The following is a 23,202-nucleotide window of genomic DNA, read 5'->3' on the forward strand; positions in this document are numbered from 1 at the left end:
AAAAAATCTACTGAAGGAAGGGGATTAAATGCTTTTGGACAATTATATCAACTTTTCGAGTACAGACTTTAAAGGAGAATTAGCAGCTCTAGGAGCTGCCTTTTTATGGGCAGTATCTACAGTGGTTTATGGGCATTTGGGGCGTTCCTATGCACCGATCATACTGAATTTAATGAAAGGAGTAATTGCCATCGCCCTGCTCCTACTTACCATTTTCTTGAACGGTACTCAGCTACCATTACTCAATATCAAAGCTTTGGGATTACTGCTACTTTCTGGCATAATCGGTATTGCCTTGGGAGACACGGCTTATTTCGAGACAATTAATTGCCTGGGAGTACGTCGCGCCCTACTGATGGAAACCTTAGCACCACCTTTAGTGGCAATTCTCGCCCTACTTTTTTTGCAAGAAAGCCTAAGTATCGGTGCCTGGTGCGGCATTTTATTGACCATTCTCGGCGTAGCTTGGGTGATTACGGAACGGGTGCCTGGTAGAATAGCTAGTCCCCTAAATTTGCACAAGGGAATTGGTTTTGGTCTTTTGGCGGCGTTTGCTCAAGCAGGCGGTGCCGTGCTATCACGAGCTGCTCTTGCCAATACTAATATTAGCCCCCTGTGGGCAGCACTGCTACGTTTAAGTGCAGGTGTGTTGGTTCTGCTGCCCTTGACAGGGTTATTACGGCAAAAGATGAGCAGGCTAGCCAAAGACTTACCCTCATGGCAAGCATGGCAAGCAATTATCTTCGCAGCCTTTGTCGGCACCTACTTGGCAATCTGGCTACAACAAACAGCGCTCAAGTTTACAGCAGCAGGAATTGCTCAAACCATCCTCACCACCAGTCCCTTATTTGTGCTGCCAATTGTGGCTATTCTGGGTGAAACAGTGAGCAAAAGAGCCGTGTTGGGAGTCTTGGTAGCTATCAGTGGGATTGCTCTCTTAGTAGGTCTAAAGTAAAACTTTCAGAGATTATTGTTCTATTTGATGGCACTTACAGTAGAAAATTTAGTCATAACCAGTAAAGTCTTTAATAAAGAATAGCTCCTTGAGAGTTTCCCGCGTAATATAAGGCAGAGGGCAGCCATGACCCGTAAAATCTACGCACTTCTAGTCGGAATTGACCACTATCCCAGTCCAATTTCTCCACTCAAAGGTTGTGTTAACGACATCACGACTCTAGAAGCTTATCTGAGGGGAAGAGTTACTCAAGAAGGTGACCAACTAAACTTACTCAAGCTTCAAAATCAAGAAGCGACCCGTCAGGCAATCATTGAGGGATTTCGCCAGCATCTAGGTCAAGCCGAGAGTCAGGATGTCGCCTTATTTTACTACAGCGGTCGTGGCTCTCAGGAAAAATCCCCACCGGAATTTTGTCACCTTGAACCAAACCGCTTGCACGAAACCCTAGTTTGTTGGGATAGTCGCACAGCAGGTAATTGGGATCTAGCCGACAAGGAACTAACACAGTTGATTGCAGAGGTTGCCCAGAAAAATCCTCAAATCACGATTATTTTGGATTGCTCTACTTCCTGTGGTGGTTTTGACCACCTCAACCTGCGTTGCCTTCCTTTAGACGAACGAGAACGCCCCCTAGATAGCTATATTGTCTCACGGGAGAGAGTAGGGGAACTTCTAGCTGCTCGTAGTCTGGAAAAAAATTCCACAGGCTGGTCAATTTTACCTCAAGGTCGGCAGGTACTCTTAGCTGCTAGTCGAGAGTGGGAAGCTGCTCAAGAATTTTGGGGAGATGGCAAACATCAAGGTGCCTTCTCCTACTTTTTTATGGATATCTTGCGACAGGCTAATACTAGTTTGACCTATCGAGAACTCTTCAGGCGAGCTGCTGCCATGGTGCATAGCCAAGTTGGTACTCAGTCTCCCCAAATCGCGGTCTCTAATTCTAGCGAACTTGACCAGCATTTTCTTGGAGGTGCGATTGCTTCGCAGACATCCTACTTTAATGTGAGCCATCATCCAACTCACGGTTGGGTAATTAATGGTGGTGCTGCACAGGGTATACCACAGCCATCAGACACTGAAACTACCTGGCTAAAGTTGTTTCCCTTGGAGAGTACCTCAGAACAATTACACCAACTTATACAAGCTATTGGGGAGGCTGAAGTTACTCAAGTGCTGCCGCAACTAAGCGAAGTTCGGCTTAGGGGTGTCGCAGATTTAGCTCCGGAAATGACTTTTAAGGCTGTGATCATCAGTTTACCCTTGCCAGCTTTAGACATCTGGCTAGAGGGAGAAGCTACAGGTAGAGAACTGGCTCGTCAGGCTTTGCAGGAAGCTCGACCAGAAGGGCAACCTTCCCTATACTTAAGGGAAACAAGCGAATTAACAACAGCCGCGTTCTGCTTATTAGCTGAGAATGGACAATACCTGATCACCAAGCCGAGGGATCATCGTCCCCTCACTTCCCCGATTACAGGTTATACACCTCAAACGGCTCTACAGGCAATTCAGTACTTAGAACATATCGCTCGTTGGACAAACACTGCCCAACTTTTTACTCCAGCTACAGGAAGCCTTCCGGCAGATGCAGTCCAGATACAAATTTATCAGGACGATCAAGAGATTGAAGATTCCCAGATTAGCTTGACCTGCAAGTATGAAAATGGTCAGTGGCAACAGCCAAGTTTTCGAGTCAAGCTCACCAATACTAGCCAGGAGCGCCTCTACTGCACCCTACTGGGTTTAACTGAGTCCTATGCTGTTAATCCAGCGCTGCTGCCTGGTGTCTGGCTGCCACCAGGAGAAGAAATTTGGACTCTCAATGGTCAACCGGCTTATCTGCAAGTGCCGCAAGATTTATGGGAACAAGGTATTACTGAACGCCAGAATTTACTAAAGCTAATTGTTAGTACCGCAGAATTTGACTCAACGCTGTTGCAGCAGGGCAAACTTGACCAGCCTCACGATGCTAGAGAGCCACTTGGTGCCACTAGAGGGCCCATCGGCAGCACAATGGGGTTAAGCAGCACGACTCTCAATCGTTTAATGAGGCGCGTCTCTACCCGTGAACTTAGTATCTTTCCTGAGGGGGAAGAGTACTGCGGTGACTGGTACACCAGTCAGCTTACAATTACTACCGTCTACTCCCGACCAATGACGCCAGTTCCTCAAGGAGGAGAAGGTGTTTCACTGGGTGCGAGAACCCAGCTACAGCCTCATCCCAGCTTGCAGGCAGTGGCTCGTTTAACTACTCTTAGTCAGGTCAGTCAAGGTTTAGGTAACTTGATGTTACCAGCAATTTTGCGGCAAGACCCAGCGGTAGCTCAAGCCTTTAAATTTTCCTCAGGTCGAGGAACAGACCCTGGTCTGAGTATCCTGGAATTAAGCAATGTAGAAAATCCTACAGTGGTGACGCCAGAAGAACCACTAGTTTTGTGGGTAGATGCGCCTTTGAGGGAAAATGAACAATTGTTGGCGATCGCATATAGTGGTGAGTCTTTCCTTACCTTGGGTAGGGGGCAAGCCAGGGAGCATGCTCAAGCCGAAATTAAGTTAGAGCAATTGCCAGAACCCTTAAGTAAAGGACAGCACCACCCTCAAGGTTCAATTCTGATTTTCTTTGCCAAACTGGTAGCTCAGAAATTGGCAAGGGATTCTGATCAGCCAGTCTCAGCAACTGCTGATCTGGGAGTAGAAGAGCAAGTAACCGATGAGACTAATACAACGCCCATGGAAAACCCTGATTTAGCTGAGACTCCAGCCGAAGAACCTACCCCTAGTCGTTCTGAAGATACCCCTAGTGAGCCAACAAGTGGTCGTGGCTTACAGCTAGGCTTTGTACTCGGCATCATCTTGTCCTTGGCAGTAGCAATGATCCTTGGCAGGTTGCTATGGAACCGCGCCCAAGAAGAACCACCAACACCACCCCAGCAGCAGGAGACTATTGCGCCGTAAGGTGTTGCACAATTAGGGGATGAATAAAGGATCAGGGAGACAAGGGGGAAAATCTCCCTGATCCCGCAACTAGGCAACGCCAGTGGTCAAGCTAGCTTTGAGGGAAAATTATCCTTCCGCTAGAATCAATTGCTGGCGGTGAGTATGCAATAACTGGAACTCCCGTTGCGCCACCTGCTCTAACATATAAATTAGATGCTCTGGTCTCAAGATTGTCCCGTCATTGCGACAACTTCCCAGATACTGCAGAACTACCGAAGATTCTTCCTCCTCCAGGGAGCTTTGAGGTTGCTTAACCTCTAACTCAAATAAGCGATCGCGCAAATTAACCTGTTTCTTTTTGCCAGACTTCGTTGTCTGCTCCCACCAGATGTCCTCACTCGCTTGAATTGCCTCAACCCAATCCTGCCACTGTTCGGTAGAAACCTCACCAATAACAGCAACCTTAATCAAATACTCGGCTCTCTCCAACACCTGAGTAGCAGCAGGAGCCTTTAAATCAACTTCCTCCACGCGATACAGTGGGATATCTGGTGGTAGTTGCGAACTTAGCTGTTCTTGGAACTGCTCTAGATCAACCTGTTTAGTGAGTTCAAAATCCACAATCTCACCATGGCTAGAAGCTCCCAATGTTAGGGCATTGGCAATCATAATCCGAGGGCCTGGGTGGAAGCCACCACTGTAAGCAATGGGCAAGGAAGCCCTTCTCACAGCCCGATCAAACAGATTTGCCAAATCCAGATGACCGACCAAAGTCATGTCGCCTAACTTACCAAACCAGACTCGCAGTCTTTGGGCTTTGGTGGTGTCGGGTTTAAAGTGACCTGCAAACTCAGGAATTGGCAGTGCTTGAATCACCACATTGTGACCAAAATCAACACCACAGATACCGCAGTGGGAGCAGCCTTCAAAGGAGCAATCAGGTACTGTTGCTGCTTCTAAAGCTCTTTGCAAGTCATCTTTGAGCCAGTTTTTATCAATCCCCGTGTCAATATGATCCCAAGGCAAGGGGGCGTCGAGGGGATTGCCAGTGGCAGGTTGTGCTGGAGAACTTGCGATTGGCAACTGTTCTAAACTCTTCCCTAGAAAAACATTCCATTCGCCATTTTCTACTAGGCGGTATTTCCAAGTGAGGTCTGATTCTGCGATCGCTTGCTCCCAAGCGGCAAATGCCCGATCTAAACTTTCCCACCAGGAATCCATCCCAGCACCGAACTCCCAAGCGCGACGTACCACTGCTCCCAAGCGCCTGTCTCCCCGTCCCACAAAATCTTCCATTGCAGAGATGCGGACATCGGTGTAATTCACCTTGACGCCTTTAACTCGACGAAAGGCTTGCCGCAATAACTCTTGCTTACGTTGAAACTCGCTAGTTGACACTGAATGCCACTGGAAAGGCGTGTGGGGCTTGGGGGTAAAGTTAGAAATTGTGATGTTAAAGCTGGGGAGTCTTCTGCCCTTGGCGCGACACTCCTGCTGCAACCAGTTAACGGTTTCTGCAATGCCGAGAACATCAATGTCTGTCTCACCGGGTAGACCAATCATGAAGTAGAGTTTGACTTTATCCCAACCCTGCTCAAAGGCTGTCTTGACTCCTCTGAGTAGTTCTTCATTAGTCAACCCTTTATTAACAATATCCCGCATCCGTTGCGTGCCAGCTTCTGGGGCGAAGGTCAAGCCACTTTGGCGCGTGCCACCCAGGATGTTGGCAATGTTTTCATCAAAGCGGTCTACCCGTTGACTGGGTAGAGAGAGGGAAATATTTTCATCCTTGAGGCGATTTTTGATCTCCATACCGACTGCTGGCAGTGCCAGGTAGTCGGAACAACTCAAGGAGAGTAGGGAAAATTCATGGTAGCCGGTTGCTCGCATGCCAGACTCGATCGCCTCTACTACTCGTTCTGGTTCAACATCCCGTGCTGGTCTAGTTAGCATCCCTGGTTGGCAGAAGCGGCAACCACGAGTGCAACCACGCCGCACTTCAATTTTAAGTCGGTCGTGTACTGTCTCAACGTAGGGTACTAAGCCGATGGAGTAAGCCGGTATTGGTGTTGCCACCCGCCGCAGAATCCGTTCAGGAACATCGGGCCGATTGGGATGAACTGAGCCATCCTCTGCCATATCGTAGAATTGGGGTACATAGACTCCTGGTACTTGTGCCAGATCTAGGAGTAACTCTGCCCTACTTAATCCAGCTAGTTTGCCTTCTTCAAGAACTAGACCAATTTCTGGCAGCAGTTCTTCTCCGTCTCCTAGAGCAATAAAGTCAAGAAAATCGGCGTAGGGTTCAGGATTCGATGTTGCTGTCTGTCCCCCGGCAAAAATTAAGGGGATTTCCCTGATTTCACTGAGGGCTCGTTCTTGCCAGGTTAGGGGAATACCAGCCAAATCCAGCATTTCTAGAATGTTGGTTGCCCCTAACTCATAGCTAAGGCTGAAGCCTAAAACATCAAAATCTTTGAGCGATCGCCGATTTTCGACAGCAAACAAGGGTGTTTGAGTTTCCTTGAGTTTTGCTGCCAAATCTGGCGCGGGTAAATAGGCGCGATCGCACAATTGCCTGGGCTGGGCATTCAAAATATTGTAGAGAATGATGTGCCCCAAATTGGAAGCGCCGACTTCGTAGATTTCTGGGTAGGTTAATACCCAATGCACCCCTGCCTCTTCCCAGGGTTTGCGTATCGCTCCTAACTCGTTACCTAGGTAACGGGCTGGTCTGTTGATGTTTTTTGTCAGTATGTCCGTGACGGTGATCGCCATGATCAAGCTTACCCGTTAATTTTTGCAGCTAACCCTTAGTAACCATTTATCTTAATAGATGTTTTCCTTGGGGATCAGCTCGATAGTGACGGGATTAGCCTGATGGCTCAATTACTTAGTTGTTGATGGCGGTGACAAAAGCTTCAGGGCTTTCAAAAATTTCAAATGCTTCGTCTAACTGAGTCAGCTCAAAAATCATTCTGATCGAGGGACTTACGTTGCAAAGGCAAAAGCGCCGTTGTAGAGTTTGAGCCAAATTCAGAGCAGAAACTAAAGCCATTAAGCCAGCACTATCGAGAAAATCTACTTGATGCATGTCAACAAGTAAACAAGAATGCGGCTTTGATGATACATCTGCTGCTAGCTGATTTTGAAATGCAACAGCGTTGGCGGCATTTAGGCGACCAGAAGGCTGAATAATTTTCACTTGTGAATCGATGGTAGCGCTGGTCATATCTCAATCCTCGCGTTTACTAGTACAAAAAACTTGAGAAAGAACATACTTAATAGCTTCCGCACGTTTACGGAAGGACTATTAATTTGGTTTAGATTTGCCAAACATAATCCATGATTGATTATGTTTTATTAAAACCTTTAATAAGAGTCGATGAAGATCTTTGCTAGTTCTCAATCAATCACTTTCAATTATCTGTTTACTTGTCCGTTATAAGTCACATGCTAACCAATCAAACTAATCGTTGACAAGAAGAGAAAAATATGTATGTCTCTGGATAGATAGTGACGGTGACCACTCTTTTAAAACAAAATAGCGTAAATTTGCTAATTTGCAAGGTTTAAATCGATTGAGAGTTGATCAAAACTATTTTGCAGCACCTGATATCTTCTAACTGCATTATATAGAGTTATACTCCATTTTATGAACTCCAGTCGGAAAATTACCTAATACCGGGCACTAGACAAAAGTGACTTCAATCACATAAAATGCATGATTTGGATCATCTAGTTTGCGATGCAATCAGCAGAGAATTAAATCATTATGGAGTTCCACTACATAGCTTATGAAAACCACCTATGCAATCCGTCAATTAGTAGAAAAAGCTCTTTATATTAGGAAACTAACTCCTGATATAGAAAACGAAATTAACTATGAACTGACAAGAACCGGTCATATCTCAGATGTGGATTATGAAGCACTTGAACTATTAATGTCTGAGATGGATGCTGGTCGAATTCAATTAGTTCCCAGCCTATAGACCAAGACTAACCGTCTCAAAGTGAGATTAGTTGTGATCAAAGATTTTTTAGTTACTTTTGCACAAAAGCTGAAGCTCTAGATAAGAGTTAAGACTCTGGGGAAAGTAAACAAGTTCCTGCTGACGAGGGCTAACCTAAACATCGGCTCCTAGACAATCTAATCTGTAAACTGTTTGATAATTGTGCCACTTGCTCGCCGACCTGGATAGTGGGGTCTTAGCAACACTTGTCAGTAAGATATCTGACTCCATAGCAACCAAGTCTACTCCTGAACGACTGACAATAGCTATTAAGCTTTCCAGGCAATGCAATAATTTATAGGGTGCTACAACTACGCAACATCCCTGGAAGTAAGAGATTGGGTTAAGGAAAGACTAAACTACTTCTAATAAGAAACTTGGGAATCAGGCTGGTAGGCTTGCCAAACTCTGCGCATAAAGCCACTAAGTTGCTTGTGAGTATCTAGATGGTTTTTAGATGGGGCATCTTCTAAATTGTCTAGTTCAGCCATGAGGCTAATAACCTCGGTATCTAGGGCATGTCTGAATAAATTAGCAGGCCAGAGCAAATCTGCTCCTGAGCGTAAATCATACAAAGCCAGGTATTCTGGTAACGCTATGGGTAGCAATTGATTAACTACTGGCGAAACTACCAGCATTAAGGGACGTACCCAACACATTTGCCGCGATGTCACAACTTGAATGACCTCGGCGTATAAACGAGTATCTTCATGCTCCAAACAAACAATCTGGCTAGGCTGGAACTCTGAAGCTGAACCGATTAATAGCTGCTTCACACGAATAAATACTGAGATTTATTGGATTAGTTGTTACTCTACTGCAAGTAACGCTTGCTAGCAATAGCGCTCAGGGGCATCTTGATTATTACCTCATCGACTTCTTTCTATAAAAGTACGACCTGCGGCCATAGCCGCACTACTGCTATGGTAAATTTCTCCATCACTTAAAACGTCTAAATCAGGATTAATTACCCAGCACTGATAACCGATAGTCGTGGTGTGAATTACACCGACTATCCAGCCAGGGTAAGCAGAGACTTGTACAATTGACCCTTCACTCATTAGCATTAAGCTCCTTAACTAGGATAGGGGTTTGAGTGCGAGAGGGAGCATGACCAAAAGCCTGCTATAAAGCAAGACTATTAATCAGTGTTTCATTAATTATATTCATTGAGACTTGGGGGAGTTCAGGAATACAGAAGTCCAAAAGTTCAGAATTAGGGTTCAGCTAAGGTTTAAGGGTGAAAAGCGAGCACTTCTTCGGAATAGTGCAGTGTCAAGATGCAAGTATTACTCTGGTTAAGTTTCACTGGATTATTTACAGCAACTCGATGATTTTTTCGAGCAGGTAGGCGAATGGCATGAAAGCTGAAGAGGTTCTGAGACGATATGCAGCCGGGGAGCGAGGTTTTCGCCGTGTAAATCTTCGTGGCCAATCATTCAAGGGGAAAAATCTTTCTGGGGCAGATTTTAGTGAGGGAGAAACGGGGACAGGATAAGTTTTTACTCCGTGCAGCAACGGCTCCAAATAGCGATCGCTCTACCTTAAGTGCTGAATATTTTACTACATACAACCAGGTGAAATCTTTGGCAGAGGCAGAGGTACGGGTACTCTTAGCTGAGAAAGATAGCCGAATTTCTAGTTTAGAGAATATGGTAGAGACGGCGCTACAGCGTCCGAGTTTTTACGCACAAACTTATCATCATCAAGGAGATGCCATGTCGAACGCCCCTAAAAAATATACTAAAAATGACCTTAGAGGTGCTAGTTTTGCTGGTGGATTTATAGATGCCGATACCGTTTATGCTGAGCAGATAGGCGGTAACATTAACAATTATCCGCTAGAGCAAAAACAAAACCTAGCTGACGCAGCCGCAGAAATTCAGCAAATTCTGCAACAACTAGAGCAAACTTATCCAAATGCTAGCGAAATCGAGAAGCAGAGTGCTTTGGCTGTGACTCTACAACAAGAAATTAAACAAAACCCGACATTCAAAGCAAGGCTAAAGAATGCGCTCAAAGAAGGTGGTATCGAAGCCTTGAAGGTGTTGTTTGCCCCGATTGGCATTCCCATTGAAATGGTCAGAGGTTGGATTGAGGCGGAAGCAGAGTAATTCTTGGAGTATGCTTAATAATTTGGACAAACCTGTCATGCAGTAGCTTGCTTCTCGAAGAGTACGCAGCGTAGCGGAGTGAAGCATCTCATACGTCAGCAATAAACAGAGATTTCCATGGCGGAAGACCCTAAAAAAGTCTCGAATAATAACCTACAGGGTTCCCAGTTTGACGGGGGATTAATTGATGCTGAAACCGTTAATGCTAACCAGATAGGCGACACAGTCAACCATATAACCCTAATCGTTCAAATCGAAAGCATGATGACACCTCTTTTAGAAAACATTCAAACTAGCTCTGATCCGCGAAGAAGCATCCTGGATAATTTCTTAAATCAGCTTGGAGATGAAGCAAAAAAAAAAGAAAGTAGAAATATAACAAAAAATGCCGAATATGGAATCGAGAAAGTCTTTAAAGTTGAAACAATTTACGCACATTATGCTATCACTTCCTATCTCAAACCAATAAGAGTTCGGTGCAATCTTACTTTATCTACAGCTAGTGCTACCTTAGAAGCTATAGATATTACAGGATTTTATGATGATGAATATTTATAGAACCCATTTGGTATCTTTACATTCTCCGGTATAATAATCCAAGATACTGGTTATCGAATACAAACTTACTCGAACTGTGTGATTGCCCTGCACCGTTCTTTGTCGAAGGTGCTTGGCACCTTCCATAACTTGAGTTGATCTAAGAGACAATGAGCTATTCAAGCAGTTTGACAGATAAAGAGTGGGAAATTATTGAACCCCTCCTACCTAAGAAAAAAAGAACCAAACCCCCAACATGGAGCAAGAGGGAAATTTTAGATGGGGTTCTCTATCAACTCAAAAATGGTTGTAATTGGTGTGATTTGCCAAAAGATCTACCTCCCTATTCGACTGTATTTTGGCATTACAAACAGTGGCGAGAACAAGGAATAATTGAGAAAATACGAGATATTCTGCATGGACAACTGCGGCAGAAGGTTAAAAAAAACCATTATGGACAACCTTAATAATTATTGACTCACAGGCGGTAAAGAACACTTGTAATGCTAGTAAAGAATCGTCTGGTTTTTGTTTTTACAAATCAACAAACGGCATCAAAAGGCACTTAGCCGTAGATACTTTGGGATTTCCTTTTTTTACTCACTGCACCAAAGCATCGATTTCCGATGACCGGGGCTTAATTGAAATGCTCTCAGATAATATTGATTATTTCCAATCTAAACCTGTCAATATTCCCAAAATTACTATCCTTCTTGACAACGGATATCATCCTGAAAAATTGGCAGAAGAGTTGAAAAAAGTTTATCCCCAGATAATGACCAAGATTAGATTTAATCTATCAGCCAAACCAGACAAAACCCAAAAAGAAAAAGAAGGAAAAACAGGTTTTGTTCCAGTCAAAGCAAGGTGGGTTATTGAAAGAAGCAATTCTTGGATGGAGAGATGTAAAAGTTTGGTCAAGAACTTTGAAAAAACTCTTGAGAATTCTACCACCAAAATTAATCTTTGTTTTGTCCGACTGATGCTCAAAAGACTGGCAAATGGCTAGATAGATCCCAAATGGGTTCTATATGCAGCGACAAAGAGCTTTTGTGATTTTCTATTTATTTGTCTAGATTGGCTTTATCAGTCCATTAAATGGTTTTGTGCTTTACCCATAGAAGATAGTTTAAAAGAGAATTTAGAAGAGTGTCCGCGTCAACTTCTTGAACATGCTTTTAATGTCTTAAAAAAGAAAGCAGAAGATTGGACTGAGGTAGATGAAGTGACAACAGAAGTTAATGTGTATCTCAACTTACTCCTTAATCAAATTTATGATTAATTGATCGATTGTAAAATTTATCATTACTATTGTTTTTTTCTAGGGGGCCATTTTTCAGCATCTGGAAGAATTGATTTATATCTTGGCAAGGTTTCCTTATAAGTATTGCATATATATATCGCGCTACCTAAAATTTTCCATTCATCACTATCTTCAGATACCTTGCTTTGCCAATTCTCCAATGACTCAGTACACCTACTTACATAGTCTGAGTCTGGTAATTCTTTATCAGCCATTGTTTACTTGCCCTTTAGTTCTACTAAAGTGTTCAAGCAATCAAGCAAGTTTCAGGAAAATAAATTTTGAAAATTTATTACGTCAACAAAATGCTACAAATATCAATGTAGACTTAGAGGCTAATTTATAGCTTGTATGAACTGTTGATAAAATTCTGATAGGAGGATTAATTATAGGGCTGTGAGTCAGCAGTAAGACCTGCATCCAACACTTCACCCTCCGCCTCATCCTCTACCACAACAACTATATCCCCTGGAACTACGCTCGCTTCCTCGACTACGCCACAGATCGCATCTTCCTACAAAAAGTAGGCGGAGGCTACATTTTCATTCACCGCATGCTAATGGAACACTTTGCCCAGATGGAAATTGAGAGGTAAAACTAAACATAAAGCAATATAAGTCTAAATACTTTTTCTCACCTATGACTATTAGTAAAGAAAACTTCTATCTTTCCCCAGAAGCCTACCTAGAAGCCGAAAAAGACGGCCCAATTAAACACGAATACATTCAAGGGAAAATCTATGCAATGGTAGGAGCTAGCGATGCTCATGTTACCATCACGGCTAACCTAGTTGCCTTGCTCAGAACTCACATTCGGGGAACTGGCTGTCGCCTTTATGTGGCAGATATGAAAGCGCGAATTGAACCTCTCAATACCTTTTACTATCCCAATGTTATGGTTACTTGTGACGAACGGGATAGAAATTTTGACTACTACAAATATTACCCTTGCTTAATTATTGAAGTCCTTTCTGATAAAACTGAAGCGTTTGACAGAGGTGATAAATTCACTGACTACAGTGAACTAGAAACACTACAAGAATACGTGTTAATTAATCAAAAACGGATGCGGGTGGAACGGTTTCGGCGAGACGCAGAAGGACGCTGGGTACTCTACCGCTACAATGAAGGCGATGAATTATACCTAGATAGTATCGACTTTCACTGCCCAATTTCAGCGGTGTACGAAGATGTATCTTTTTTCAATTAACAAATTTCCCTCTTCAATCCCAACTGTGCAACTCATCAACCCAATGGCGCAATAAAGCCGTAATCTGATGACGGCGCGTCTCAAAAGTTGCGGCAATCCAAATAAACATAATACCGACAACTAAACCCACCACCCACTTAGAGAAAGAATAATCAAAAATGAGAATCCCTAACTGATAGAAAGCATTGATTAAAAAGGTGGCAGTACCTACATACAAAAAAGCCCTAATTCTTAAAGCCAAACCCGCAAAAATTGCCACTATACTGACCACACCTGGCACTAAACCACTCCATTGACTACTCCAGAGGGCCACCAGACAAATTACACCACAGCCAAGTAAACGTAAATTGTGACGTGCCTGTTTTTGTTCTGATTTTATTAAACTTGGATCGACTTGGGCAATGTAAAGTAAAGACAATCCTAAAGGGATGATGTACCACAATGGATCCCTCAATTGCAGTTGCCAAAACCAGCGCAGAAATACCAAGTCAATTAGCAAAGCACTAAGATAAGTAAAGCGAATTTGCCGATTGACTATAGCCAGCCAAATATAAAATGCGGCTACTATGAGTAAACTCGCAGGATTATTTACTAAAGGACTTTCCCCAACCGCAATTAATGGTACGATAATTCCAGCTAATTGCCAGGGACGTTTCGACCAACCCCAACTCTCCCAGGGTAGAAAATAGAGAAAATAAGCAAATACAGACGCGACTGCACTTTTCCAAGGTACTAACGGCCCAGAGAATAAACTTGCTATTGGTGTATTTAGCCAATAGATTCTCATGGCAAATGTTTCGGCAAAACCCAAATAAACCCAGATTTCTCCTATGCGTAGCTGGGTATTATTGCGTCCCTCGAAGATGGCATACTGAATTAAAAACGCCCCCGTTCCTAATCCCACCATTATTTTGGCAGCAATCGGATAAGTCGTGGCAGCAATCAACAGGCAACTACTCCAAACCCAATGCAAATGGGCAATTACTTTGAGTTCTTCACGACTAAGACGGGCGTAACTCTTTAACCAGGGAGATAGTATCCGATAGGCATACATAATGCCAGTACCTAGGGCAGCCATGACAATTAAAGCATCACCCGTTGCCCCTCCTGATGCTTGGGAAAATTGATAAAATAGCAGTTCATAGGCAGCAACGGAGATACCAAATAAGGCGAGATAAACCAAGGGTTTAAATTGTTCGCGCCTACGCCCAATACCCAGGGCAATCACGGCTAAAGTTAAGGAAAATAAACCAGTCCAACTAGTGAAAAGTCCCCAGCGTAATGCAGCTCCTAAAATGCCATAAAGCAGTGGTATAATGTGCCAGCTACTAGGTAAGTTACTGACGCCTCTGCGACGTTGCCACCAATCCCCGGCTAGCTGAAAGATTAATCCAAAAGCTAGATTAACAACAGCTAAGTTAATTAGGGGATGTTCGATAAAGCCTAGTATCTCAGCTGCCAATAATTCCCAACTCCAACCCATGGCATATATTGCCCAATTATTAGGTTGAGGTAAACTGCGATAGGCAATTGCTCCCAGGGTAACTACACCAGCAATTACTACACCAACGGTGGGCGAAATAAATCCCCAATAAACAAGTATTGAGTGCAGTGTCAGTATAATTAGTTCCAGGCTGCATAATGCGATTGCCCATCCATCTGCTGCTTTAGTATAAATCTGGGCTAGCTGAGTGGAACGGCGACTTGCCAGACTGCGGAATAGCCATAAACTAGTAGAGGCGATCGCAACCGTAATTAACCACCCTGATGCCGACAGTGCAGGCAACTCAGGAATACCTTCTAGTAGAAGTACGGCTAGGAAACTTAAAGCAAACCCGACTGTAATTACAGCAGCAATTAATTGTTGCCAACAGCGAGTATTAACTAACATCAAAGCCGTGGCAACGCCTAAACTAATTAACTGAGTACCTGGTATCCCCAAAGTTAAGAATTGCACCACAACTAAAGCAACTATACTTAACCAACTTGCTGATTTCTGACGCTGATTTGATGTCTGTGTTGCCAGCAAAGTGAGACTAATTGGTGTAATTAGCCATAATAAATTTCCTACACCGTGGCTAATAGAAACCTGATGATTAGTCCAGATTAATCCGTAACTGAGGCTGGCTAAACCTAAACCAATATACCAAGCACTATCTTGCCAAATTCCCCAGTGGGGATAGGTGGCAGTTTCACCCCTAAGCGGTGGAGATTGGGTCGAATAGATTGTCGGGCGTAGTTTCTCTGATACTTGAGTGCTGACGACTAAGTGTTTAATCCCTAAGCTGAACCCCCACTCTATAATCATTACTAATAAGACAATTGCCGCCCAACTTTCTAAGTTCAAGTTAGGCAAGAAATAGTCAATCGTACTGACAATTGTCCCGATACCTAATAAATGAGTTAGGTATATTAAAGGTTGAGGATTATGGGGAATACCTAACTGATTACGCTGCCAGCTAACAATTCCCAAAGTTATGGTGGAATTGAACAAATTGAGAGTCCGCAGCAGAGGATTAACTAAACTAAGAATAGTTAGGGCAATTCCCAAAAAAAGAGCAGTTGTTTCCGTAAATTTTGCCAAATGACGCTTGGATAAGCGATACAGCCAGTCGATTACCCCCACAGTTAAAATAAGATAGGGAAAAATAGCCAGACTCAGTAAAGCAAAAGGAGTATTCTGAGAACTGCTTAACTCAGTAGCAGTTGCCACCATTTGGGTTTGGATATTTCCTGGAATCAGCCGCCAAGCTAACCAGATCATCTGTAAGCTAATGACGAAAATCGCTGCTAAGTCTTTTTGCTGCCAGAATCTTTTTAAGTGATTACTAAAGAACCACAAACCTAATCCACTAACTGCGGTTGCTTGCCAAGGAAATTCAACTCCTACTGAAACTAGCCAACCCAAAAACAACAATCCAGCAGCTAAAAAGTTTTGGCTGTTGTAGATAGGGGATAAATTATATCTGGCTGGTTGAGTAGATTGTTTTTGTTGAGAATTCTTGTAATCCTCACTCTTTTGAGATAGCCATGACAGGAAACAGCCGCAGATACCTAAAGCCAATCCCAACTGCTGAAGTTCCACTCCCGCAATAAAAATTGCTCTAAATAGCAGCACACCTATGCCATAAACCGCGATTTGCAACAGCGAAAGAGCTAAACTGAAAGAGGCATTACTTCTGCTGTATTTCGCGTAAAATATAGCTAATGTGCTACCTATGCCTAAATAAACCGCTACGAGGGGAAATCCCAGCACACTCCAACCCCAGTGTAGGTAACTTAACCCTAAATAATTAAATATCGGTAAAGATGGTCTTTGCTCTAGTCGCCACAAGAGGAAGACAATAATACTCAGGATAACTGTAGCAACAGCCATTACCATCAAATCAATAGGATTGCGCCACAATCCAAAACCATCCATTGCCCAAAAATTAACTGGTACTAGCAACAGCGTGACAATTTGCAAAGTCTGAGAGGTTAAGCGCAAATTACTCTGTTGTGCTGCCCAATAACTAACCCCCCAAAAGGTTAAGGTATACCCCAATAAAACTCCATACTGTCCTGTTGCTGGAAAATTCGCCCATTGACTAGCGGCTAGTACCCCAGAAGAGACTACCACCATAAATACGCCCAAAAACAGCAACCATCTCAAGCTGAGTTCTGCCTGAAGGGACTGCAATCTTTGAGTTAGCCAACTAGGTTTAGGTTTGCTGGGTGGAGGAATTACCGATGCTGTCGAAGCAACCCTGGTAGAGACATTAGGTAACTGCCGAACTGGTTGAGAAGCACTCGGTACAGTCTTTTTTATCGGTAATGCACAAGTAAGATTTTCTCGGCATAGTTTTTTAACAGCAGCCTGATCAACTAAACCCAAACGCAACCAAGCATCCAAGCCTGCCAACAGTTCAGGATGGTCATTATTAGTTATGATTTCCACACTGACTTGAGTATCAGCAAGTAAACCCAAAATCCGCCATACTGCCAAACCTTCCAACAATTGATGCGAAGTCTTGGTAGTTACTTTAATCTTAATTGAGTTAGCCTCTGATGATGACATAAGCAACAGTCCCATATCCTCAATTACATCATGACTTTGGCTGGAAAGTTTGGCTGTTTTTGTTAAGCATCTCTAAGAAGGAGAAAGCTTTAGCACCCCAATTATCAAACCAAACCTACTCCGTAATTTTTCCTTCACAAGCGCCAAAAACTCAATGAACAACACAAACAAATTATTGCCACACTATTTAGCCTTAACTGGAGTAATTGCCCTAGGAATAGCCCTCAGATTTTGGCATCTTGATCTTAAGCCTCTGTGGCTAGACGAGATACTCACTACCTTATTCAGCTTAGGACATAACTATAATGACTTGCCCTTGGATGTAGTTTTTCCCCTCTCCACTCTCGAAGAAATTTTTACCCTAAAACCGGAAGTTAGCTGTCAAGAAATTGCCCACAACCTTGCCACTCAATCAACCCATCCCCCATTATTTTTCTGCCTAATGCATACCTGGCTTACCTGGAGAGGAATCGATCACCTAGTTTGGCAAATGCGATCGCTACCAGCTTTGTTCGGAGTGGGTACAATCGCAGCGGTTTATTTCCTCAATCGCCTTGCCTTTTCCCCAACAGCCGGCATTTTTGCAGCCGCTTTCATGGCAGTTTCTCCCTTTGCCGTTTACCTCTCTCAGGAAGCACGTCACTACACTCTGCCAATGCTATTAATTACCCTAGCGCTGTTGGTATTAATGCCAATTATACGGGCGATTTACTCTCAAAAATCGCCAAAGATCATCTGGTGGTTATTGTGGGGGATGATCAACAGCGTTGGTTGCTATATCCACTACTTTTTCTTGATTGCTTTTTCTGCCCAAATCCTGACTATAACTGGACTAATTTATTGGCGTCGTCAGCGATTACCCAAGGGTAGTATTATAGTTGCTCTTATTTTAGTAATTTTAGGTGTCGCAGTCAGTTATCTACCTTGGCTACCAGTACTATTGGGCGATTTCGGACGTCAAGAAACAGACTGGCTGCCACAACCGCAACATATCGCCCCCTTGTACCAAATGCTGCTAGGTTGGCTGACTATGGTTATTACTCTACCTGTAGAAGGTCAGCCTCTATGGATTGTGGTGCCGATGGCATTACTGATGATTGTATTTGGCAGTTGGGTAGGTTGGCAAGGTTTTCGGGGAATTAAGCAACTCTGGCAACAGCCTCAAACGCAGTTAGCAACGGTAACACTTTGTGGTTTTGCTTTAGTCGTAATTCTACAATTTTTTGCCATAGTTTATCTATTAGGTAAAGACATCACTATTGTACCTCGATACAACTTTGTTTATTATCCAGCTATGTGTGCTTTATTAGGAGCTAGTTTTGTCTTTAATAGGTTGAAACAGAGAAGTGCTAGAGAGCAAGCTGCAACCCAAATTAACTGGCAATCTCTCAACTTAAAACCTGCCAGGTTTCTTTTTTTTGTTTCTTTTTTAAGTTGTATTTTTGTGGTCAATAACTTAGTGTTCCTCAAGTCATTCCATCCTCAGCAGGTGGCACAGGAGATGAACTTTGAGCCAAATGTCCCCATAATGATGCTGATGGGATATAGCAATTTTCAAGACGTAGCTTTGGGGTTAAGCTTTGCCTTGGCAATTAACCAACTGCATCAGGGTAATTCTCAAGGTGCTAGTGATACTTCTTTTACTTTCTTGAACAAAGAACAAGGGTATGATTTAGTCTGGCAAAAGCTATCTCAACTGGCAGCTTCACCAGCACCTAGTTTAAATTTATGGGTAGTTGCTCCGGGATTGAGACAACGGGACTATCCACCACGGCTGCTATTAGGTAATCAAACTAGATGTACGATTGACCCTACACAACATCACCGTATCGGCATTCCCTATCAACTTTATCGATGCAGATAAGGTTAAGTAATTCCTCATGAGTTTGCCCTACAAACGGTAGGGAATTTTGTTAGTAAAGGGCTATCCAGAACAATACCTTCCCTAAATTATTTCGGGCATCTACTAAGGGCTTTAGGGAAGGGGAGGGATCAAGCAGGCGTGGTATTTTTGTGCTTGGCACAACTTGCAATCTGTTGTAGAAAGTTATGCAACGATACTTCTTTAGTCACTTCACATGACCAAAGATCAATAACCATGGTGAGTAATTTTTACTGATTAAGGCTTCTGTGTTTCTCGTGGAATTTTGAGATTGTTATCCACATTTTTATAGCCGTTAACAATTCCATTCTTGAGTTCTATTGAACTACCTTTATAATAAATAACTTCTTTACAAGAACTGTCGTACCGCAGAAATTGTGTAGGTGTCCCTTGTAATTTCAAAACCTCTTCTCTGGGGGAACCTAAATTCCAGAAAGTATCTTGCTTCTCTGAGAGTGTTTCGTTGTCATCCTGTAACTTTGTTTTTAAATCGCCTTCTGGCTGTTGCTCCGGAACAGTTTCAATAGAAACTTTCAGATTGTCGTCTAAGTTGCTATAGGCAGTAACTTGTTCCTGATTAAATTCGATTCTGCTGTTGTTGTAATATACAATTTCTTTCGCCAACGATTCGTATTTCACCACTTGTGTAGGTGTGCCTTGCAATCTCAATACCTCTTCTTTGGAAGAACCTAAACTCCAGAAATCACTATTAGTTTGTGGTTGTATACTCGCAGATTCGTTAGTAGCAACTTTCAGGTTGTTGTCAAAATTTTTGTAATCAGTGACAACTCCCTGCTTAATTTCGACTTGACTGTCTTTGTAGTAAGCAACTTGTTTACACAAAGAGTCGTACCGTCTAATTTTTAAAGGCTTACCTTGTATTCTAACTACGTCTTCCAACCTAGAACCTATGCTCCAGAAATCGTTAGGATTATTAGAAACTGGGGATTTTTCCAGTGCATTGCCATGAGCATACTCTAAATTAAACCGATACTCAGAAGCTTTTTTCTTCGCCTGCTCATGTTGCGAGTTAGAAGAGGGTACAGCCTCCATCAAATCAATCGCCTCTTGCCACAAAACAGCAACATCATTCCATTCTTGACTAGTTTTAGCAGATTGGGTTAATTGTGCTGCCTCTGCGGCCTTATTAATTGCCTGCCGAAATGCTTTGGACTTCGGTAGTGGATCTAGTTGGTTCTGAAAAAAACTCTGTCCTGGATGCTGCTTGACGCTAACTAGAGCAATACTACTCAGACAGATACCAGCGAATAAAGTCAGTAATAGACTTTTTTTGGGAAAACTACTCGGAATAGTTTTTTTTAGAGAATCTAGGCTTTTCCAACTCATCAGCACCTCTGAAAGCTTTTATGGGTAGTAGGAAGATTAAGAAATAACCAAGGATAAAGCTTGCCTGCATCAAGTGTTAATTACCAGTGAGGAAGCAGCTAGTAAGACAGGGGTTGATTTGTCAGGGAAAGCCTTCTTACTTTGACTTGTCCATCACTGACTTTCAGTTTTTCAGGCTTACACTGCAGTCTGGTTTGATAATATCGTCCCAAAATAACCAGATTTACTCATCAATTTGCCAAACATCTTGGCTAGCAGCTTCATCCAAGATTTTTTTAGGGCGTAATACTAGGATTATGCGTCCTAAGAGGTTGGTATCTGGGGCCTCTGAAAACCACTCAATTTTGACCTGTCCTAAAGAGTCAACAGCAAAGTAAGTGTCGGCTTCCCATTGAGTACTTTTTCGGTCAATAATCAGTAAAAAATCTTCTGGTTTGTTTGCCGGTTGAATCGGTAGCTGACTGCTATCAGCTAAAATTGCCACTGCGTCTTGCGCTTTTCTAACCACTTGCCAGCCCGGTATCGCCACTAATTGCTGCTTGCTGGATACTTCTACTACCTCAAAGGGACCGTTATATTTGATATTAGAGAACTCTTGAAAGTCATTTGTTTTCAGTGGCATTTGACCAACCACAGGTAACAAGCGCGGTAGTGCTTCCTCTGCTTCGATGCGGTACAAGGGCAATCTCGGAGCCCGATGTTGCTTACCCCCAAAGGCTTCGGTTAGTAACAGCTCGATTTGTCGCCGTGCTTCTTGGCTATGAGCAAACATCAAGCCTCGTGCAATCAGACGAGAGCGTTCTTGTAAGTCGTTGTGTTGCTTGGCAACTTTCCAGTACTGGTAGGCAACAGCATCACCGGGATGATTAGTAAATCCTTCTGGTACTCTGCTGAGACGGGAAAACTCTTTGATGGCTTTGGCAACCTCGCGAGATCCTTCTGAGTCCAAATTCCTGGCGACAATGAATTCGGCAGCAGCAGCACGTTCTGGTTGTGTGAGAATGCGCAACTCGTATAAACTATCGCTGCCAGTACTCTCAAAACGAGATTTTACTGCCTCTGATACTCCGGCTTTGATTAAAGTACTATGAACCTGAGATGCCACAATCACTTGATTCTGCTGGATGGGCTCGAACCCAGTCTCTTCAAAAATAGCCTGGGGACTGTAACCGTCTTTTTGCAGTTGTTGGCAAGCTAGACCCCATTTAACCCAGTTGCTTTCTTTACGCCGCAGCAATTGTAGTAATTCCTCCGCATTCACACTCCCTGAGTCAGCTTGAGGGGAATCATCAGGATTGGTAGGTGGTATTTCAGTCATTTTTTTTTGGAGAGATTATACAGTGCGATCAAATGGCAAGATATTTTTAAATTTATCGTGATTAGAGTATGAACCAATTTTCTTTCTAAGGGAAGGCATTTTTTTCTTGGCTTCCTGCTGGGTCAATTTAAGCACAGGGTTAAGATATCTCTCGCTTTGTCTCCATTATTCTCTGTCGGGAGAAGGGGAGAGGTAACCTTGGAGGTAACGCCGAGGCCTAAAATTACAACCATCTTTTCTCTCTCGCCACGGGGATCATGATTGTAGAGAAGCGAGAACAAGCCAACCTCTAACCCAACGACTAACTAGCCGTAGTGTTAACACCAAATAATCTCTTTTTACCACTAACACCGACAGATAACCTAAAATAAAGCAGACTCACTAGCAACAAGGGATCGCTTGATTCAGGACTATTTTATTTGCTCTTCCATGATCTTCTTGGATATTTGCTCTGCCGGAAAGTCTGGGATGATTGGGCAATAACCCTTGTCTCAGGTTGGTTGTTTATTGTGGGCAAATGTCAATAAAGGAGTCTCGGATATATTGTTATCCAGTTCAGATTTGCCCAAAAGTTTCTGTGTTGTTGACAATGCTATTCCCAATTTTGATAATATCAGTCGTCAGTTAATGAATTCAGAGCGACCGAAAAAACCGAAAATGTTGGTAGTAGATGATGAACCAGATAATCTGGATCTGCTCTACCGAACCTTCCGACGAGACTTTAACGTTCTCCGAGCTGAAAGTGGTCTCAATGCTCTATCACTGCTTTCCTCAGAAGGCGAAGTAGCTGTGATTATTTCTGACCAGCGGATGCCGGAAATGAAAGGAACGGAATTTTTAAGCAAAACCGTCCCTAACTTTCCCGACACAGTGAGGATTATCCTCACTGGCTTCACTGATGTGGAAGATTTGGTAGAGGCAATTAATTCAGGGCAAGTCTACAAGTACATCACCAAACCTTGGAACCCTTCTGAACTGAGAGCTGTAGTGCAACAAGCAAGCCAAACTTATGAGTTGCTCAAGCAACGGACAGAGGAACTACAACGGGCCCAGGCACAAACAGCTCTGCTAGCAACAATTGTGCAGGTGGCTCAGGAGTATGATAGTTGGGAATCTTGCCTGGAACCAATCGCCGCAGCTTTTAGCGAGAGCTTTTGTGCAGATAGCTGTATTCTGCAAATGATAGATAATGACCAACTGTCACAGGGGAAAGGATCTCACTCTACCTTGACCATCAGTGACAACTTCCTCGAGCAAGATCCTCTGCTCCCAGAGGCAATGGCAAAGCGTCAGCTAATGTCTTGGCTGAATACTGCACCAGCAACAGCACCAGCTATCAACCAGTATTACCAGCAAGCCGGTATTGAGGCGCACCTGCTCGTCCCGATTACCTACAGAGGCAACTTACTAGCGATCCTCTCACTTCAGTGGCAGCAGAGAAAGACAAAACTTTCTGAAGATGAACTGAAATTGATTCATCTTTCGGCGCAGCAGGTAGGATTAGTGCTTGCTAGTAACTGTTCCCGTTAA

At 43.3% G+C, this 23,202-nt stretch carries 19 protein-coding genes and 1 pseudogene; 12 read left to right on the forward strand and 8 right to left on the reverse strand.

Annotated elements, in window-relative coordinates:
- The first annotated feature begins 28 nt into the window (after nt 1–28).
- Both ACT7WV_RS13600 and ACT7WV_RS13605 read left to right on the forward strand, forming a co-directional pair.
- Entirely contained in the window at nt 29–955 is a 927-nt protein-coding gene (locus ACT7WV_RS13600) for a DMT family transporter (protein WP_445103409.1), read from the forward strand.
- A 126-nt stretch (nt 956–1,081) separates the two neighbouring features.
- A complete protein-coding gene (locus ACT7WV_RS13605) occupies nt 1,082–3,910 on the forward strand; it encodes a caspase family protein (RefSeq protein WP_445103410.1) in 2,829 nt (942 codons plus the stop codon).
- Between the two features lie 108 nt (nt 3,911–4,018).
- On the opposite strand, the gene ACT7WV_RS13610 is transcribed toward ACT7WV_RS13605, so the two are convergent.
- Together ACT7WV_RS13610 and ACT7WV_RS13615 are read right to left on the reverse strand one after the other, a co-directional pair.
- Nucleotides 4,019–6,670, reverse strand: a complete 2,652-nt coding sequence (locus ACT7WV_RS13610) for a TIGR03960 family B12-binding radical SAM protein (RefSeq protein WP_445103411.1) — start codon at nt 6,668–6,670, stop codon at nt 4,019–4,021.
- Nucleotides 6,671–6,785: 115 nt separating this feature from the next.
- Nucleotides 6,786–7,124 (reverse strand): STAS domain-containing protein, encoded by a 339-nt coding sequence (locus tag ACT7WV_RS13615; protein ID WP_445103412.1) that lies wholly within the window; start codon nt 7,122–7,124, stop codon nt 6,786–6,788.
- 565 nt (nt 7,125–7,689) lie between these two features.
- Here ACT7WV_RS13615 and ACT7WV_RS13620 point away from each other — a divergent pair.
- Entirely contained in the window at nt 7,690–7,884 is a 195-nt protein-coding gene (locus ACT7WV_RS13620; protein WP_445103413.1) for a hypothetical protein, read from the forward strand.
- Between the two features lie 386 nt (nt 7,885–8,270).
- Here ACT7WV_RS13620 and ACT7WV_RS13625 read toward each other — a convergent pair whose 3' ends face one another.
- Both ACT7WV_RS13625 and ACT7WV_RS13630 read right to left on the reverse strand, forming a co-directional pair.
- Nucleotides 8,271–8,681 carry a hypothetical protein gene (locus ACT7WV_RS13625; RefSeq protein ID WP_445103414.1) on the reverse strand — a complete coding sequence of 137 codons (411 nt, stop codon included), beginning with the start codon at nt 8,679–8,681 and terminating at the stop codon, nt 8,271–8,273.
- A 93-nt stretch (nt 8,682–8,774) separates the two neighbouring features.
- Nucleotides 8,775–8,966, reverse strand: a complete 192-nt coding sequence (locus ACT7WV_RS13630) for a hypothetical protein (protein ID WP_445103415.1) — start codon at nt 8,964–8,966, stop codon at nt 8,775–8,777.
- Between the two features lie 299 nt (nt 8,967–9,265).
- On the opposite strand from ACT7WV_RS13630, the gene ACT7WV_RS13635 reads away from it, so the two are divergent.
- The 5 genes from ACT7WV_RS13635 to ACT7WV_RS13655 all read left to right on the forward strand — a co-directional run bounded on the left by ACT7WV_RS13635 (nt 9,266) and on the right by ACT7WV_RS13655 (nt 11,565).
- Nucleotides 9,266–9,403, forward strand: coding sequence for a pentapeptide repeat-containing protein (locus tag ACT7WV_RS13635; RefSeq protein WP_445103416.1), 138 nt, complete (start codon nt 9,266–9,268; stop codon nt 9,401–9,403).
- Nucleotides 9,378–10,019 carry a hypothetical protein gene (locus ACT7WV_RS13640; protein WP_445103417.1) on the forward strand — a complete coding sequence of 214 codons (642 nt, stop codon included), beginning with the start codon at nt 9,378–9,380 and terminating at the stop codon, nt 10,017–10,019. Before ACT7WV_RS13635 ends, ACT7WV_RS13640 begins: the two co-directional genes overlap by 26 nt.
- 117 nt (nt 10,020–10,136) lie before the next feature.
- A complete protein-coding gene (locus ACT7WV_RS13645; protein WP_445103418.1) occupies nt 10,137–10,577 on the forward strand; it encodes a hypothetical protein in 441 nt (146 codons plus the stop codon).
- Nucleotides 10,578–10,726: 149 nt separating this feature from the next.
- Complete coding sequence (locus ACT7WV_RS13650) at nt 10,727–11,023, forward strand: transposase (protein WP_445101253.1); 297 nt, start codon at nt 10,727–10,729, stop codon at nt 11,021–11,023.
- A gap of 2 nt (nt 11,024–11,025) precedes the next feature.
- Nucleotides 11,026–11,565, forward strand: coding sequence for a transposase (locus ACT7WV_RS13655; RefSeq protein WP_463424206.1), 540 nt, complete (start codon nt 11,026–11,028; stop codon nt 11,563–11,565).
- Between the two features lie 299 nt (nt 11,566–11,864).
- Here the strand turns inward: ACT7WV_RS13655 and ACT7WV_RS13660 are convergent, their stop codons facing one another.
- Nucleotides 11,865–12,074, reverse strand: a complete 210-nt coding sequence (locus ACT7WV_RS13660) for a hypothetical protein (RefSeq protein ID WP_445103419.1) — start codon at nt 12,072–12,074, stop codon at nt 11,865–11,867.
- A gap of 200 nt (nt 12,075–12,274) precedes the next feature.
- Between ACT7WV_RS13660 and ACT7WV_RS25855 the strand changes: the two are divergent.
- Together ACT7WV_RS25855 and ACT7WV_RS13665 are read left to right on the forward strand one after the other, a co-directional pair.
- Nucleotides 12,275–12,454 (forward strand): annotated as a pseudogene (locus ACT7WV_RS25855) (hypothetical protein); the annotation flags it as partial.
- A 44-nt stretch (nt 12,455–12,498) separates the two neighbouring features.
- On the forward strand, nt 12,499–13,068 hold the full coding sequence (locus ACT7WV_RS13665; RefSeq protein ID WP_445103420.1) for a Uma2 family endonuclease: 570 nt from the start codon (nt 12,499–12,501) through the stop codon (nt 13,066–13,068).
- A gap of 13 nt (nt 13,069–13,081) precedes the next feature.
- Here ACT7WV_RS13665 and ACT7WV_RS13670 read toward each other — a convergent pair whose 3' ends face one another.
- A complete protein-coding gene (locus ACT7WV_RS13670) occupies nt 13,082–17,125 on the reverse strand; it encodes a hypothetical protein (RefSeq protein ID WP_445103421.1) in 4,044 nt (1,347 codons plus the stop codon).
- A gap of 154 nt (nt 17,126–17,279) precedes the next feature.
- Between ACT7WV_RS13670 and ACT7WV_RS13675 the strand changes: the two genes are divergently transcribed.
- Entirely contained in the window at nt 17,280–18,989 is a 1,710-nt protein-coding gene (locus ACT7WV_RS13675) for a glycosyltransferase family 39 protein (protein ID WP_445103422.1), read from the forward strand.
- A gap of 255 nt (nt 18,990–19,244) precedes the next feature.
- On the opposite strand, the gene ACT7WV_RS13680 is transcribed toward ACT7WV_RS13675, so the two are convergent.
- Together ACT7WV_RS13680 and ACT7WV_RS13685 are read right to left on the reverse strand one after the other, a co-directional pair.
- Complete coding sequence (locus tag ACT7WV_RS13680) at nt 19,245–20,354, reverse strand: hypothetical protein (RefSeq protein ID WP_445103423.1); 1,110 nt, start codon at nt 20,352–20,354, stop codon at nt 19,245–19,247.
- A gap of 223 nt (nt 20,355–20,577) precedes the next feature.
- Nucleotides 20,578–21,672 (reverse strand): RuBisCO accumulation factor 1, encoded by a 1,095-nt coding sequence (locus ACT7WV_RS13685; RefSeq protein WP_445103424.1) that lies wholly within the window; start codon nt 21,670–21,672, stop codon nt 20,578–20,580.
- A gap of 627 nt (nt 21,673–22,299) precedes the next feature.
- On the opposite strand from ACT7WV_RS13685, the gene ACT7WV_RS13690 reads away from it, so the two are divergent.
- The gene (locus ACT7WV_RS13690; protein ID WP_445105644.1) at nt 22,300–23,202 is read left to right on the forward strand and encodes a response regulator; all 903 of its coding nucleotides are present in this window, start codon (nt 22,300–22,302) and stop codon (nt 23,200–23,202) included.

It is taken from the genome of Symploca atlantica LB2515 (assembly GCF_052546295.1).